Here is a 17550-nt window from a genome sequence, read left to right as displayed (position 1 = left end):
ATTGTAAAGCTCGATTTAACGAAGAAATGCACAAGTATATTTCTCCGTTTTCAAAAAATGAAAATAAAATGAGTTTAGCTAGAATTTCGCATTGGATATTCACGACAGCTCGATTGTTTTTAGTGATTTTTTCTTTTAAATAATACCTAATTCAATTATGCTGAGTTGGAAATTTGAAAAAATATCTCTTTTGAAGATTAGGAGGTATTTTTATATGAGTCATTTAAAAAAGAAAGTAAATCTTAGGTGAAAATAGTGTCCTGTTTTCAGAAAATGGAAATCGTTGATAAAACAATGATGCAAAGAAGCTTTGCGTTGATTTGCACTGGATTTGCTTGAAGGGAAGGGTACTTGAATTATAAAATTCTGAAGAGGTGATGTAGTGCAATGATAAATGAATCAGGTATACACAAGATAAAGGGCATTTCATGAGTCCGCATAAAAACTTCAGCTAGGAGTGGAGAATACTATAAATAAAAAAATGTTTGTAAATTAAAATTTAATAAATTATAATGATTTTCAGGCGTGAAAAAAGCTTGAATAAAAAAGTATAAATTTTGAAAAAGAAGGTTAAGGTGAAAGTTTGTGAAAAAGAAATTTAAACATATTATGTCTTTAATAATCCTATTAAGTGCTGCGGTGGTAACGCCAGCATTTCAGGTAATGGCGGAAAGCGAAGGTTTTTCAGATTCCCAACAGTTGGAGCAAGACGAAAAGATAGCTACACCATCTAATGATACAAATGATTCAACGGAAGCAGATAATGCTGCGATGACATCAATGACCTCATCGAGTGTGGATGCTAAAAACGAGCAAACGCAAGTCAACAGTGATAATGAAAAAAATATTTCTGAATCAGATATTAAAGAAGATTCTGCTGTAAGCACTGTAGATAAGGTCCCCTCATCTGTTAATGCTTCAGCTGCAAGAGTTGTCAATGGGCAACTGACGGTTCAAGTGTTAGATGGTAATTCAAACCAACCGATCCAAGGAGCTTATTTCACATTGACCTCCTCGACATCTGGTGAAGTGACATTGTTAGTCACGGACAGTTCAGGAAAGGTTACAATTCAACTTCCTTCAGGTGGCTATTTTATTAAGCAAGTTGGTACCACGAATCAAAGACAAAACTATGCATTCACGTCGGTTGGAAATTCCATCACCTTGCAGCCTGGGGAAACGAAAACACTTGAACTCTACGAGCGTTTAATTACGGGTGAGTATGCTTTTGGAAACAGCCCCGATACGATTCATATTCCTGTAAACAGTACGTTTGATTTCTCAACCAAAGCATTAGGCATTGAGGCGTTTAAACTAAATTTTAGCGGCAATATAGAAAAAAGCATTTCTGACTCGCAAATCTATCCTTACTACACCAATGTTGACCCAAGCAAGCCAGGTTCCTATGTAGCAATTTTTATGGCTCGACAGGCCTCCTATAGCGTGAATACCACACATGTGGTCAATGTCATTGTCGATCCGGAGCAAATTGGAGAGGTAAATGTCCGATACCTTGATGGTCAAGGGCAAGAAATCCATGAGATGCAGACCTTGACCGGTACCATTGGTGAACCATATGATGTCAGCAACGAAGAATATAAGTTAACAATTGATGGCTACACGTTAGATGAAACTAAGTTACCAGAAAACAGTAAAGGTATCTTGGGAGAAACAGCACAGACGGTCACCTATGTGTATACAAAAAATCCCGCACCAGCAGCAGATGTAACAGTCGAGTACGTAGATACAGAAGGCAAAGAAGTTCATCCTTCTCAAACGATCAGTGGAAATGTAGGGGACCCATACGATGCTAGCACAGAACAATATCAATTAAAAATCGAAGGCTACACTTTAGACGAAACTAAACTACCAGAAAATGGTATCGGTGTATTTGGCGAAACGGTGCAAACAGTCACTTATGTGTATACAAAAAATCCCGTACCAGCAGCGGATATCACGGTCGAATATATAGATACCGAAGGCAACGAAATCCACGCTTCTCAGACGATTAGCGGTAATGTGGGCAATCCATACGATGCCAGTACAGAGAACTATCAATTAACGATCGACGGCTATACACTGGATGAAAGCCAACTGCCAGAAAATACCACAGGAGTATTTGGTGAAACGGTGCAAACAGTCACTTATGTGTATACAAAAAATCCCGTACCAGCAGCAGATGTAACGATTGAGTATGTGGATACAGAAGGCAACGAAATCCACGCTAGCCAAACGATTAGCGGTAATGTAGGTGAATCATACGATGCCAGCGTAGAAAAATATCAATTAAAAATCGAAGGCTACACTTTAGACGAAACTAAGCTACCAGAAAATGGTATCGGTGTATTCAGCGATACGGCCCAAACTGTTACCTACATTTACATAAAAAATCCGATACCAGCAGCGGATATAACAGTAAAATACGTTGATACAGAGGGCAATGAAATTCATGACTCCCGAACCATTAGCGGAAGTATAGGTGATTCATACGATGCCAGCACACATCAATATAAAGTAACGATCGAAGGCTATACTCTAGATGAAACCCAGTTGCCAGAAAATAGTAAAGGTATTTTTAGCGAAACCGCGGAAACAGTTGCGTATATCTATATAAAAAATCCGGTACCAGCAGCTGATGTCACAGTGGAGTACGTGGATACAGAAGGCAAAGAAATTCACTCTTCACAAACGATCAGTGGAAACGTAGGCGAATCTTACGATGCTAGTACAGAAAAATATCAACTAACAATCGAAGGCTACACCTTAGATCAAAGTCAATTACCAGAAAATAGTAAAGGTTTGTTTAGCGAAACAGCACAAACAGTCACATACATCTACACAAAAAATTCTGTACCAGCAGCGGATATAACGGTCGAGTATGTGGATACAGAAGGCAAAGAAATTCACCCTTCTCAAATCATAACTGGAAACGTAGGCGAGTCTTACGATGCCAGCACAGAAAAATACCAAGTAACAATCGAAGGCTACACCTTAGATCAAAGTCAATTACCAGAAAATAGTAAAGGTGTATTTGAAGAAACAGCACAAACTGTCACCTACATCTACAAAAAAAATCCGATACCAGCAGCGGATATAACAGTGGAGTATATGGACACCGAAGGCAAAGAAATTCACCCTCCACAAAGGATCAGTGGAAACTTAGGCGACTCTTATGATGCCAGCACAGAAAAATATCAACTAACAATCGACGGCTACATATTAGACGGAAGTCAGCTGCCGCAAAATGCCAAAGGCACATTCGGTAAGCAGGGGGCAACTGTGACGTATGTTTATACAAAAGAAAACGTAGCAACAGTGGATAGTTCTGATAAAAAAGAAAAAGACCCAACAGCGACTGTCACTTCGAAAAAAAGCAATTCTGCGCAAAGATTGCCGCAAACCGATGAGCAGGGGACGTTGTTCCCATTTGTAGTTGGTTTGTGCTTCGTCGCCACAGCAAGCTGGCTTTATTTCAGAAAGCGAAAATAGCGATCAAGTAAGTCATTGGGGAAAGGCGTTACTGACTATCAAAAAAAGACAGCTACGATTCAGCTGTCTTTTTTTGATTATTTAACGAAAGAATGAAATAAAACCGAGTCCATCATAAAGAAAATGGCAGATCCAGCTGACCCAAACACTATTGGATTTTTTCCAGACGTAGTTGAGTGCCAATCTTGCGGGCATCAAGGTGATCAATAATTGTGCTGGATGAAAACCGTACGCTGGGATATGCCACAAAGCGAACAGCACACTGCAAATGATGGAAGACCAGAGGAAAGAGAATCCTTTTTTCTGTAAAGCTAACAAGAGATTGGTACTAAGCAACTCTTCTCCCATCAACATGAAGGGTACTTGTAAAAAGACCATTTGGACAGTGATGGTTTCGCCGATCGAGTTAGTTGTTGGTTGTCCAAAAATAGCGGCATAAATAAAGGAAAAGAACACGCCAGTCAAAATGACGAAAGGCACACCCCATAATAAAACGATGAAACGAAAATGCTTGAATTGTTCCAAAAAGGTCCTTCGTAAGAGAAAGTACCCTGCACCAAATGCCAAAATCACATTCCATACAGTACCAATGATGGATAAAACGGAATCGCTTAGGGGTGTATAGGGAAGCATTTGATAGGTTAAACCGATGACTAATGTAAGAATAAATAAATACGTTGTTGACTTGTGTTTCATTTTGAACACATCCTTTAAAGTAATTGCCACACGCTGAATTATAAACAGAAAAAACATCAAAGTACAAAAAGATCTCTCTCATTATTTTTAAACGAAAATAAAACGGAGTGAATACGATATCATGGCTGATAGGCTTGCTTTTATTAGTATCAGAATAAAAGATTTCTTAGAATAATTCTCAAAAATGGTGAACAAAAAGAGAAGTTTATAAGAATCTCTGTAACACTGTTGAAATATTATTACGCTTATGTTACATTTTGTTTACGTTATTATGTTTTAGGGAGAATGTTTATGAAGAAATCAAGCAATTATTCAAATAATTCACAACATAAAGAAGCGACGTCTGAAAAACAAGCACCTTTTTCAAGGGTCGAATCACATCAAAAGCAAACAACGGGAACGGCAAGACGCACGCAAACCACCAATCGTCAAGTTTCTAAAAAGAAGCCAACCCATCGCAAGTATCTCTTTTCATTGATGACGCTGCTGACAATCGTCATTATCGCCACTGGCGGCTATATTGCTTTCACGTTGAAGCAGCAAGAAGCCTTGGCACGGGAAAAATATGAGGCTGCTGCTGAAAAGTTATTGGCATCGATCCAAGAAGAACAAGCTAAAGAGGGAATCCCAGCAAAACTCGAAACATTGTCTAATGGGGACAAGAAAGAATTGATTTTCCGACCAAAAGAAGAAAGTACGATTCCTGTCAAAGATGCAAGCAAGAAATTGTCGACCATGGCGAACAAATTATGCAAAAAACACACAGATAAAGAGACAGTCACCGTTGCTCGGATTGAAGCACAAGCGGTCGCATCGAAAGTGTCAACCTATTCTTTAAAAGCGGACAGCTATGTTTGGAATCGGGAAACTGGTCGCTTTGAAGATGCGGATAGCGTGGTTGCCGATCCAATTTTTATTTCCGAGAAAACCGGCAATGAATTATCCTTGAAAGACTTGGTTCCAGACGAGGGCAGCTTGCTAGGGATCCAGCAAGTCATTCAGCAAAAGATTTTAGACCAAGCCAAGGAACCTGATAAAGTCATTGATGCGGTCTTGGCGATGGATCGAATCACCTATGAGTCGAAATTTACGTATGATCCTGAAAAATTAACGATCCAGTTGCCCCAAAATCAAACTGGCGTATCTGAGATCACGTTGGCGTACAAAGAGATTGCACCGTTTATTGATCCGGAACTTGTTAATGCGGATCAATTGAAAGAGCAACAATCGACATTGGACGAAAACAAAAAATATGTTGCACTGACTTTCGATGATGGCCCTAACGACACAACCACATTAGATCTTTTGAAGATTTTAAAGGACAACGATGTCAAAGCAACGTTTTTTGAATTAGGACAAATGGTGGATCGGTATCCTGAAGTATCGAGAAAAGTCCATGAGGAAGGGCATGAAATTGCCAGTCACTCCTATTCACATCCGCAATTAAATACGTTGTCGCCGGAGGATGTCAAAGCTGAAATAACTAAGACCGACAAAGCAATCTATCAGGCAACAGGAGTCTTACCTAAGAATTTGCGCCCGCCGTATGGGGCGATCGATCAACAGAGCGCCCAAGCGGCAGGAAAATCGATCATTCAATGGAGTGTTGATACCGAGGATTGGAAGCTAAAAGATCCGAACAAAATTTTGAAGGTCGTACAAAATAATGTCTACGATGGTTCAATAATTCTGCTCCATGATATTCATCCGAAATCCGTTCAAGCCGTACCTGGTATTATTCAAACGCTGAAAGCGCAAGGCTATGAATTTGTGACGGTGGATCAATTGCTCAATGGCAACCAAAAACCAATGTATCAATACTTTGGAGCGACAGACGAACGTAGTGTTAGCTAATAGCTGAAAAAGGAAGTGATGGCAATCATCACTTCCTTTTTTTATTAACGAACGCTGCAGTTGCCGCTTTATCACTCGGAGGAGGCAAATGCTCGGAGATAATCTTCATCCAATAGCAAAGCAAAATCATCGGCAAGGGCTTCTTGATCCAGTTCTCGCATAATAGCCAACATCTTTTGCGTGATCGTTTCACCAGCTTTTTGATCGCCGGTTCTTATGAGCAACACGCCTTGGAAAAACTTGCAGACGGTTTGGTGGAAAAATTCTTTGTAGTCTGTCGCTAAAAGTTTCAATTGGACAACGAGAACTTCCGTCGCATCGTACTGCTGGTGTTTTAGCGTATATTCAATCAAATTGATCAGCAAGGCGCAGTAGATTTCACGACCTTTTTCCATATCGATGTAGTACTCGAGCATCTTGGATACTTTTTTGAAAAAGAGGAAATTATGGTCGTTGTCCAGAAGATCGATGGTGTTGCCAAATAGTTGGATTTCTTGTAACGTCCAGCTCTCAACATCAATGAGGTAAGAAGTGATCGTTTGGCGATCGCATTCTAAAACAGCACTTTGTCGATAGACCCCATGTTCTGCCAAGCATTGTAGCATGCGAATTCGCGAGCGAACCTCTGCAATACGGATATTGTTCAGTCTACTAGTGGTTTTTTGTAGTTCCTGTAACAGCTTTTGTAAATTTGGCAGATCGTGTTTGTTTGAATATTGATTATACCGATGATTATAGCTGTTTTGCTCATCCAAGCGATAGCCATTCGCGATATAAAGAAATTCATCGATATCCATTGAGAGATTTTCTAAAATTTGCAACAGCAGGTTGGCAGCAATTTGATGCTTGCCTTTTTCGAACTCGATGGCATAAGACTTTGAAATAATCGTGCCATAGACTTCTTTTTGGGTGAAGCCTTTTTTCAATCGGATTTGTCTGATCGTTTCGCCATACATAAGAAAGCCTCCGCTCTCGTTGAATTAATGAGATCTTGTATCCCCATTATAGTAAAGTAAAGCCAATAGAGGAATCTAAAAGGTCTTTTATTTCAGACTTTCCTTGATTTGGTGGAAGAAATCGTTCAGTAATCTTTGTGATAGAGGATCCTCAGAGGGGGATCGTAGAAAAACGTGAGAACATTCGGTTCTCACGCTTTTTTTAGACAAAACTGAGGTAGATCAATAGAAAAATCATTACTAGCCAATGCATCGTTTGTTGCTCCTTAAGTCGTATTAGAAGAAGCCAATTGGGCAGCGGTGTTTCCTTCTTACCAACAAGTATAACCGCTTCGAGTAGAATGAACGTTTACGTCCGAAATGTAGGACCAAACAACTAGGTGAGGATGAAAAGCAGCGAAGATCAACTGAAGAAATAATCGTTCATAATAGTGCAACGTTGATTTTGATAGAATAGTTTCATTCTTTTTTCACAGACCTTTCTGCGAGCGTTTCGATTCCTTTTTTTCGTTAGCAAGAGTTATTTTAGGTGATATCGTGAAAAACGTCTAAATTATTTTTGTTTTTTTATTTGCGGAGGTAAAAAACGAGGTTAAAATCATGAAAAAACACAATCATCATTTTTCTCTATCCCGGTGTATAAACATGCAATTGTAATCGTATTCATTATATTGATTAAATATAAAAAAAAGAAAGGTTAACTGACGAAAAAAGGCAATATTTTATCATTATACATTTGTTTATAAGATAAATATAAATAATTTCTGCTTGTTTATAAAATAAACCTTTTGTGTTTTGAAAGGTGAAATTCAGTGTTTTTTTAATTATTTATCGTGTTTATAATTTGTTGGAAAGAAATAAATTTGCTAGAATTTTGGTACACAGTGTGTTCGTTTAGTTATTTTATTTTTTAGTTTCACAAGAGTGAGCTAATGTGCTTCTAAACTATTTGAACAAAAATCACTGGGTTTTTCAGAAAGCATGCGAAAAAATCTTCGCTTTGCGATCGGTTACTTTTTGTTTTCTCTCTATGCCTTTTGGTGTTGGGTTGAAATAGATTTTCATCTGGTTTTAAAGGGGGAAAGAAGGATTCCAGAGATCATCAGTTTTATCTTTTGTCGGTTAAATTTTTTTCGAACAGGAGGAGAATGAATGAAAGGCATTAATTATAAAAAGCTCATGGATTCAAAGAAAAACACACGCGTTCGAACAAAGAAAAATATTATTGCGAATTTAACTGTCAGTGGAATGTTGTTGACAAGTACGGTGGTCGTGCCAGCAAGTTTGTTATGGGCACCAACGACGGTTGAAGCTGCTTTGGTTTCAGCTGAACTTTTCTCAGATATCACAGCGTCTAATAACTCAGGCACGAGTGCGTCTGCACCTTATGCAACTCCTGGTGCAACGAACCAAGTCAATTTCTCGATTTCTGGATCGAATGCAGTAACGGTTGATGTCTTGAATGGGGATAAAGTCGCGGTTGTTGGGGTTCCTCAAGGCCTTACTGGTTTGGTTCAATCGGCAGGGAATGCATCGATTTCCACCAATGTGATACTCCAACTGGGGAATTTCCCAGCCTTGCAAACACTGATCGGTACAGTCACACCAGCAGTCAATACCTTGATCAGCACGGTGGATGGAATCGTCAATCAAAATTTAGCTGATGCACTTGATATTCCGCCAACAATCGTTGGCGGCTTGCCAAATCCATTGTATACGGCGGCTTCAATCGTGGATGTTAGCCAAGTGATATCCGTCAACTTAGATGAAATCACTACCCAGTTAGACTTATTAAATCAACTTGGACAATTTGGCCAAGCGAATTTTGAAGTTCCAGCTGGACTAACCGATAACGAACGTGCCCTGATTGCCAATGTGGATGATGGTTTATTTATCGTTATCAATCAACGCATCAATCAAATTCTCGATAATTTACAAGCAGCCCAGATTCAAGTCAGTATTTTGGATGGTGCAAGTGGGATTCCAGGCATCGGTACCTTGATCGGTCAAATCAATACGTTGGTACAAAGTACCGTTAATACAGCTAAAGCCACTTTAAACGCAACGGTTGAAACGGCACAAACAGTCTTCAATGCAACGACAGATTTAGCAGATCAAATCGCTTCTGCATCTGTTTTAGGTCAAACCAATGTGGTCATTCCAACGAATGTCACCAGTCCGACCTATGCACAATTGGTTGAAAACGGCGTGGCGAATCCATCTAATCCTTACGAAGCCCGCTTCGAAGGAACGATGTCTCAACTTGATTTGATCACCATTGATTTATTTACGGATGCTGACGGCAATAACTCGATTTGGTTTGCGCCAGATACACCAGAAGATCAAACCGATACACCAACATTCAATCCATTGACAGCAGGGGAAACGACGATCAGCGGAACAGCTGAGCCAGGCGCAGCCATCACATTGGCGATCAACGGCGGTGCACCTATTACAACAACCGCAGATGGTGACGGCAATTGGACGGCGGATGTCCCTGAATTGGTGGAAGGCGATACAGTCACAGCAGTAGCGGAAGCTGAGGGGGAATCGGCGAGTGAGCCTGCAACGGCAACGGTAGCAGCACCAGTGGTTAATGCACCAACGGCTTCGATTACAGGAAATAGTACCGATGGGTATCCTGTGACGGGGACAGCCGCAGCAAATGCAGCCATTGAAATCACCAATGCCGAAGGTGAAGTCGTTGGCTCTGGGACGGCAAATGAGAACGGCAACTACAGTATCACGTTGAACCCAGCAGATGTAGCAGAAAATGAAAACTTGAATGTTGCCGCAATCGTCACTGCCGGTGGGCAAACTTACCGTAGTGGCAATACGCCAATTGTCGTTCCAGCAGACGATGCGGAGCAACAAACGGGAACACCAACGATTCAACCGGTGACTGCCGGGGATACAAGCGTCAGCGGAACTGCTGAGCCTGGTGCCTCGATTACTGTGACCATCAACGGTGCAGATCCGATCGTGACGGAAGCCGATGAAGAGGGCAATTGGCGTGTGGATGTGGACGAAGTGTCAGAGGGCGATACGGTTTCAGCTATCGCCGAACTAGCAGGACAATCGCCAAGCCAACCGGCTAGCACCACCGTGTCCGCCTTAACAGTCAACGCACCAACGGCTTCGATCACAGGAAATAGTCAAGAGGGCTATCCAGTGACTGGAACCGCAGCACCAAATGCGGCCATTGAGATCACCAATGCGGATGGCGAAATTGTCGGAACAGGTACCGCCAATGAGAATGGTGTTTATACAGTCACGTTAGATCCAGCGGATGTTGACGCGGAAGAAACCCTGAATGTGACAGCGGTTGTGACCGCTGGCGGCGAAACCTATCGAAGCAACCCAACACCTGTTGTGGTGCCTGCAGATATCCTGCAGACGGAAACACCAACGATCGATCCAGTCAGTGCTGGAGATACGACCGTTAGTGGGACAGCGGAACCGGGGGCAACGGTAACGATCACGCTTCCTGAAGGCGATCCAATCACGGCTGAAGCCGATGATGAAGGCAACTGGGAAGCAACGGTTCCTGAATTATCAGAAGGCGATTCCGTGACCGTCGTAGCTGAGTCTGAAGGCAAAGATCCGAGTGCCCCAATCACCGTGAGTGTAAACGGTTTAACCGTGGCGGCGCCAACGGCTACGATCACCGGAAATAGCACAGATGGGTATCCAGTAACGGGAACAGCGACTGCCAATGCAGCAATTGAAATTTTGAATGAAGCAGGAGAGGTCGTTGGTAGCGGAACAGCTGATGAGGATGGTAACTTCACGATCACCCTTGATCCTCAAGAGGTGACAGCTGGCGACAACTTACGAGTGGAAGCGATCGTGACGGCTGGTGGTGAAGATTATCGCAGTACAGGCACACCGCTTGTAGTTCCTGCAGATGATGAAGAAAATTTAACTGAAACACCAACAATCGACCCAGTAACAGCTGGGGATACGACCGTCAGCGGAACGGCTGAACCAGGGGCAACTGTGACGATTACGCTGCCTGAAGGCGATCCGATCACGGCAGAAGCCGATGACGAAGGCAATTGGGAAGCGACGGTACCAGAATTAACGGAAGGTGATACGGTAACAGTCGTTGCCGAAGTAGAAGGCAAAGAGCCAAGTGCACCGATTACCGTGACCGTTGATGGTGTGACTGTCAGTGCACCGAGCGCTTCCATCACAGGCAATAGTACGGATGGCTATCCGGTCAGTGGAACAACCACGCCGAATGCGGCCATTGAGATTTTGAATGAAGCAGGAGATGTCGTTGGTAGCACGACGGCGGATGACGCGGGTGCTTATACCGTCATCTTAGATCCAGCTGATGTGGCGCCAGAAGAAGCCTTGCAGGTGGTGGCAGTTGTGACAGCGGGCGGTCAAGACTACCGCAGTAATGCCACGCCAATCACGGTACCAGCAGACATTGAACAAACAGGGACACCAACGATCGATCCGGTCACAGCAGGTGATACCACGATTAGCGGAACGGCAGAACCAGGTTCGACGGTTACTGTTACGATCACCGGTCAAGAACCAGTAACGGCTGAAACGGATGACGAAGGAAACTGGCTTGCGGAAGTGCCAGCAGTCTCTGGTGGCGATACAGTCACAGTCGTTGCGGAAGCCGAAGGCAAAGAGCCAAGCGCGCCAGTCAGCGTTGGAGTCAATGGAGTCACCGTTGCAGCACCAACAGCGATCATCAGCGGCAATAGTACCGATGGCTATCCAATCACGGGAACTGCTCCAGCGAACGCAGCGATTGAAGTGTTGAATGAGTCAGGCGATGTGATCGGTACTGGGACAGCCGATGGGGATGGAAACTATACGGTAACCATCGCACCATCCGATGCAGCACCAGAAGAAACCTTGTCTGTCGTTGCGATTGTTACAGCAGGCGGAGATCAGTACCGCAGTCCTGCCACACCGGTGACGGTCCCAGCAGATGAGCTTGAACAAACAGCATCACCAACCATTGACCCAATCAATGCCGGGGATACGACGATCAGTGGGACCACAGAACCAGGCGCTACGGTGACGGTAACGATCCCAGGTGAAGAACCTGTTACTGGTGAAGCCGATGACGAGGGGAACTGGACAGTTGAAGTTCCTGAAGTTTCTGAAGGAGAAACCGTCACAGTGGTCGCACAAGCACCAGACAAAGACCCAAGTGCACCGATCAGTGTTGGAGTCAATGGGTTGACGATCGCTACACCAACCGCGACGATCAGCGGCAATAGTACCGCAGGTTATCCAGTAACGGGAACGGCACCAGCCAATGCAGCCATCGAAATCTTGAATGCCGATGACGAGGTCATAGGTACTGGCACCGCCAATGACGAAGGCCAATATACGATCACGTTAACGAGTAATGACGCGTCTCCAGCTGAAGCCTTACGGGTGGTGGCGGTAGTCACAGCCGGTGGTCAAGAGTACCGCAGTGCGGCTGCACCAATCACAGTACCTTTGGATCAAACTGCAGTCCCAACGATTGAATCGGTGACAGCCGGCGACACGACCATCAGTGGTACGGCTGAACCTGGCGCGACAGTCTCAGTCGCGATTGGTGACGCAGAGCCAGTCACTGCCGAAGCGGATGACGACGGCAATTGGACGGCAACTGTGCCCGAGGTTTCTCAAGGAGAAATTGTTTCTGTGGTAGCGACCCTTGATGGGGAAACACCAAGTGATGCAGCTACGGTCGTCGTAAATCCACTCACTGTCGCGACACCGACAGCAGCGATCAGCGGCAATAGTTCGGAGGGGTATCCAGTAACCGGAACGGCCACGCCAAATGCAGCGATTGAGATCTTAAATGCAGCCGGTGAGGTTGTTGGTAGCGGTGAAGCAAATGAGGAAGGTGCTTACAGCATCACATTGAGCAGCGACGATGTTGATCCTTCAGAAGCACTTCAGGTGGTGGCAGTGGTAACAGCTGGCGGCGATGAGTACCGCAGTGCGCCGCTCTCCATCGTGGTACCAGCAGACCAAACGACTACCCCAACGATCGATCCAGTGCAAGCAGGTGATACATCCGTCGGAGGAACTGCCGAACCTGGTTCAACGGTGACGGTAACGATTCCTGGAGAAGATCCAGTGACTGCCGAAACGGATGAGGAAGGCAATTGGACAGTCACCGTACCAGAACTTTCAGAAGGCGACACGGTCACAGTGGTTGCTGAAGCTGAAGGCAAAGACCCAAGTGCACCAATCAGTGTTGGTGTCGGTGCCTTAAACGTGGCTGCACCAACCGCAACGATCACGGGCAACAGTACTGACGGCTATCCAGTCACAGGAACAGCACCAGCCAACGCAACCATTGAAATCTTAAATGCTGCCAATGAAGTGGTAGGCAGTGGTACTGCCAATGGAGACGGTGAGTATACGATCACCTTGACAGAAGGTGTTTCACCAGCAGAAACCTTGCGAGTGGTGGCTATCGTATCAGCCGGCGGTCAAGACTATCGCAGTCCGGCAACTACTATCGTGGTGCCAGAAGATAACGCAGAAGACCAAACAGCGGCACCGACTGTCGCACCAGTGATTGCTGGGGCTACAACCGTTAGCGGAACGGCTGAACCTGGGGCAGATGTAACGGTTGAACTACCAAACGGCGATACTGTTACAGTGGCAGCGAATGACGAAGGTGAGTGGACGGCAACTGTGCCGACGGTTTCTCTGGATGATGTCTTGACAGTTACTGCTTTGGCAGACGGCAAAACAGAAAGTTTACCAGTAACAGTGACGGTGCAAGGGCTGATCGTGGCAGCACCAACGGCAACGATTTCTGGCAATAGTGCAGATGGCTATCCAGTAACTGGTACAGCACCAGCTAATGCGTCAATCGAAATCTTAAATGCTGATGATCAAGTGATTGGCACAGGGACGGCCAATGAGAATGGTGTTTACACCGTTACCTTGACCAGTGAAGAGGCATCAGCAGGAGAAACGGTCCGTGTCATTGCCATCGTTTCAGCAGGTGGGGATGACTTCCGTAGTCAACCAACGGCTGTCGTGGTACCTGCGGATCAAACGGCGACACCAACGATCAATCCAGCAGTTGCCGGCGCAACAGAAATCAGCGGGACAGCCGAACCAGGAGCAATAGTCAACGTGACGGTCGGTGAGCAAGACCCAATCTCAGCCGAAGTTGACGAAGAGGGCAATTGGCAAGTTGATGTGCCAGAGCTTTCCGAAGGGACGACTGTTACGGCAGTAGCAGAAGTAGAAAATGAAACACCAAGTACACCAGCAACGATCACAGTCGGTGCATTAACGGTGGCGGCTCCTAGTGCGTCCATCAGTGGCAATGCAGCCGAAGGTTATCCAGTGACCGGAACAGGACCAGCGAATGCGACCATCGAAATCTTGAACGAAGCTGGCGAGACAGTTGGAACGGGTACGACCAATGTTGCAGGGCTTTACACGATCGATTTGACCAGTGAAGATGTCTCTCCTGAAGAAAACTTGACGGTAGTTGCGGTGGTCACAGCTGGTGGTACAGATTATCGTAGTCCAGCGACACCGATCATGGTGCCAGCTGAACCGGGTGAAAATCAAACAACGGCACCAACGGTTGATCCAATCAAAGCAGGCGATGAAACAGTTAGTGGAACGGCCGAACCTGGCTCAACTGTGACTGTGACACTACCTGATGGCACAGAAGAGACCGCCGAAACAGATGACGAAGGCAACTGGAGTGTCGATGTGCCTGAATTGTCTGAAGGGGATACCATCACAGTCGTCGCAGACAGTGACGGCAAAGACCCAAGTGATCCAATCACTGTCATCGTTGAAGGAGTGACTGTCGCAGCACCAATAGCTTCCATCAGCGGCAACAGCACGGATGGCTACCCAGTGACTGGTACAGCACCAGCCAATGCAGCGATCGAGATCTTGAACGCAGACAATGAAGTCGTTGGAACAGGCACTGCCGATGGAGACGGCAACTATACAGTGGACTTAACTGCTGAAACTGTCAATCCAGAAGAAACCTTAAATGTCGTTGCCATCGTAACAGCTGGTGGGAAAGAGTATCGCAGTAATCCAACAGCGGTCATCGTACCAGCAGATACGGTAGTGGATCAGACAGCTGCACCAACGATCAATCCAATCACGGCAGGAGATACCAGCATCAGTGGGACCGCAGAACCAGGTTCAACCGTGACGATCACTGTACCAGATGCGGAACCAATCACGGCTGAAACGGATGACGAAGGCAATTGGACAGCAGAAGTACCAGAAGTTTCTGAAGGCGATGCAGTCACTGTTGTGGCTCAATCACCTGACAAAGAGCCAAGCGCTCCAGTAACAGTTGGTGTGGGGGCGTTGACGGTCAATGCTCCTAGTGCAACCATCACAGGCAACAGCACGGATGGCTATCCAGTAAGTGGGACGGCACCAGCCAATGCCACCATACAAATCTTGAATAGCGATGGACAAATCGTCGGTTCAGGAACCGCAGACGCGGAAGGAAACTACAGTATCACTCTTGAACCAACAGCTGTTGCACCAGCGGAAAGCCTAACAGTCGTCGCAGTTCTGACAGCTGGCGGCAAAGAATACCGCAGTAATGCGACACCAATCGTGGTACCTTTGGATCAAGAAGAGCAACAAACTGCAACACCAACGATCGATCCAGTCAAAGCTGGCGATACGACGATCAGCGGGACTGCCGAACCAGGTTCGACGGTGACGGTAACGATTGGTGAAAATGAACCGATCACAACTGAAACGAACGAAGAGGGCAATTGGACAGTCGAGGTACCTGAAGTTGCGGAGGGTGATACCGTCACTGTTGTGGCACAATCCCCTGAAAAAGACCCTAGTGCACCAATCACAGTGAGTGTGGATGGCATCACGGTTTCAGCACCGACCGCTTCCATCACTGGCAATCCAGAGGATGGTTATCCAGTGACGGGGATGGCAGCACCAAATGCGGCGATTGAAATCGTGAATGAAGCGGGGGATGTCGTTGGATCAGGCAATACTGATGAAAATGGCAACTACACGATCACGCTCTCTGGTGAAGATGTTTCTCCTGAAGAATCATTGAACGTCGTTGCGATCATTACAGCCGGCGGCAAAGACTATCGGAGTAATGCCACACCAATCGTAGTGCCCGTTGAGAATACGATCGATCAAACCGCCACACCAATCATCGAACCAGTCACAGCTGGTGACACGACCATCACTGGTACTGCTGTACCGGGATCGATGGTCACCGTGACGGTAACGGGAGAAGAAGCGGTTGAAACCGAAGCAGATGAAGCAGGAAATTGGTCAGTGGAAGTTGCAGAAGTTTCTCGAGATGAAATCGTAACAGCAGTGGCGCAAAGTGAAGGAGAAACCACCAGTGAACCAGCAACGACTGTTGTTAATGGCATCACGGTCAACGCACCTTCAGCGTCCATTACGGGTAATTCCCAAGAAGGCTATCCAGTAGCCGGGAACGGGCCTGCCAATGCAGCAATTGAAATTCTTAATGAAGCGGGTGTTGTCGTAGGAACAGGCACGACCGATGAAAATGGTGACTATACGATCACATTGACTAGTGAGGATGTCGCACCAGAAGAAAACTTATCGGTTGTGGCGATCGTCACTGCTGGTGGGGATGACTACCGCAGTAATCCGACACCAATCGTCGTACCTGTCGATGATGAAAGCATCAAGACAGATACACCAACCATTGACCCAGTTACGGCTGGTGATACAACGATCAGCGGAACGAGTGAGCCAGGTGCTACGATCACCGTTACCATCAGCGATCCGTTAACAAGTAGATTCCTGACCATCTTCGCGGCTGAAGGACCAATCACAACGATCGCCGATCAAAATGGTGACTGGGATGTTGAGTTATCCGCGGAAGCGACGGAAGGCGAAACCGTTACGGTTCTTGCTTTAGCCGAAGGCGAAACCTTAAGTGATCCGGCGACGACCGTAGTCGGTGCCTTGACGGTTGACGCACCGGTTGCCACGATCACTGGCAATCCTACCGATGGCTATCCAGTCTTCGGGAATGGGCCAGCCAATGCGACGATCGAAATCTTGAATGAAGCGGGTGACGTTGTCGGAACTGGAACGACCAATGGGAATGGTGCCTTCAGCATCACATTAGACCCAGAGGATGTTTCACCAGAAGAAACCCTTAACGTTGTGGCTATCGTTACAGCAGGTGGCAGAGAATACCGCAGTGCAGCAACACCAATCGTGGTACCAACGGGTGACAATGGTACGGATGGTACCGACGGCACGGACGGTAGCAATGGCACGGACGGTACCAATGGAACGAATGGTACCGACGGAAGCAACGGCGCTTGGGGTAACTGGGGCAGTTGGGGGAACAACAACGGCAACGGTAGCAATAACAACCAAAGCTGGTGGGGAAGTAAGTACCTACCGAAAACGGGATCTGAAGGAACTTGGTATGCTTCACTGATTGGGGCAGCAGTCTTCGTTGTAGGAGGAATTGGTTTGTTCTTCAAAGCAAGAAAGAAAAAAGACCAACAAAAATAGCATGACTTTACCAGCGGAGTGGACATCC

Annotated in this window: 5 protein-coding genes; 3 read left to right on the top strand and 2 right to left on the bottom strand. The window is 45.7% G+C overall.

Annotated features, from left to right (window positions below; all coding sequences use genetic code 11):
• The first annotated feature begins 585 nt into the window (after positions 1–585).
• Entirely contained in the window at positions 586–3489 is a 2904-nt protein-coding gene (locus tag IGI94_RS10350) for a MucBP domain-containing protein (protein WP_438899709.1), read from the top strand.
• An 81-nt stretch (positions 3490–3570) separates the two neighbouring features.
• Here the strand turns inward: IGI94_RS10350 and IGI94_RS10345 are convergent, their stop codons facing one another.
• A complete protein-coding gene (locus tag IGI94_RS10345) occupies positions 3571–4242 on the bottom strand; it encodes a CPBP family intramembrane glutamic endopeptidase (RefSeq protein ID WP_061054343.1) in 672 nt (223 codons plus the stop codon).
• A 234-nt stretch (positions 4243–4476) separates the two neighbouring features.
• On the opposite strand from IGI94_RS10345, the gene IGI94_RS10340 reads away from it, so the two are divergent.
• On the top strand, positions 4477–6039 hold the full coding sequence (locus IGI94_RS10340; RefSeq protein WP_438899708.1) for a polysaccharide deacetylase family protein: 1563 nt from the start codon (positions 4477–4479) through the stop codon (positions 6037–6039).
• Positions 6040–6110: 71 nt separating this feature from the next.
• On the opposite strand, the gene IGI94_RS10335 is transcribed toward IGI94_RS10340, so the two are convergent.
• Positions 6111–6995 carry a helix-turn-helix domain-containing protein gene (locus IGI94_RS10335; RefSeq protein ID WP_142971628.1) on the bottom strand — a complete coding sequence of 295 codons (885 nt, stop codon included), beginning with the start codon at positions 6993–6995 and terminating at the stop codon, positions 6111–6113.
• 1152 nt (positions 6996–8147) lie between these two features.
• Between IGI94_RS10335 and IGI94_RS10330 the strand changes: the two genes are divergently transcribed.
• Positions 8148–17522 (top strand): Ig-like domain-containing protein, encoded by a 9375-nt coding sequence (locus IGI94_RS10330; RefSeq protein ID WP_438899707.1) that lies wholly within the window; start codon positions 8148–8150, stop codon positions 17520–17522.
• Positions 17523–17550 lie beyond the last annotated feature (28 nt).

This window comes from Enterococcus sp. AZ149 (assembly GCF_051714285.1).
GTDB lineage: Bacteria > Bacillota > Bacilli > Lactobacillales > Enterococcaceae > Enterococcus_D > Enterococcus_D entomosocium.
Note: the sequence above shows the minus strand (reverse complement) of the source record. Positions and strands in the feature narration are given on the sequence as shown.

Coding starts and splice junctions, on each gene's coding strand:
- IGI94_RS10330 (WP_438899707.1), top strand. CDS start 8,148: ATGAAAGGCATTAATTATAAAAAGCTCATGGATTCAAAGAAAAACACA.
- IGI94_RS10335 (WP_142971628.1), bottom strand. CDS start 6,995: ATGTATGGCGAAACGATCAGACAAATCCGATTGAAAAAAGGCTTCACC.
- IGI94_RS10340 (WP_438899708.1), top strand. CDS start 4,477: ATGAAGAAATCAAGCAATTATTCAAATAATTCACAACATAAAGAAGCG.
- IGI94_RS10345 (WP_061054343.1), bottom strand. CDS start 4,242: ATGTTTTTTCTGTTTATAATTCAGCGTGTGGCAATTACTTTAAAGGAT.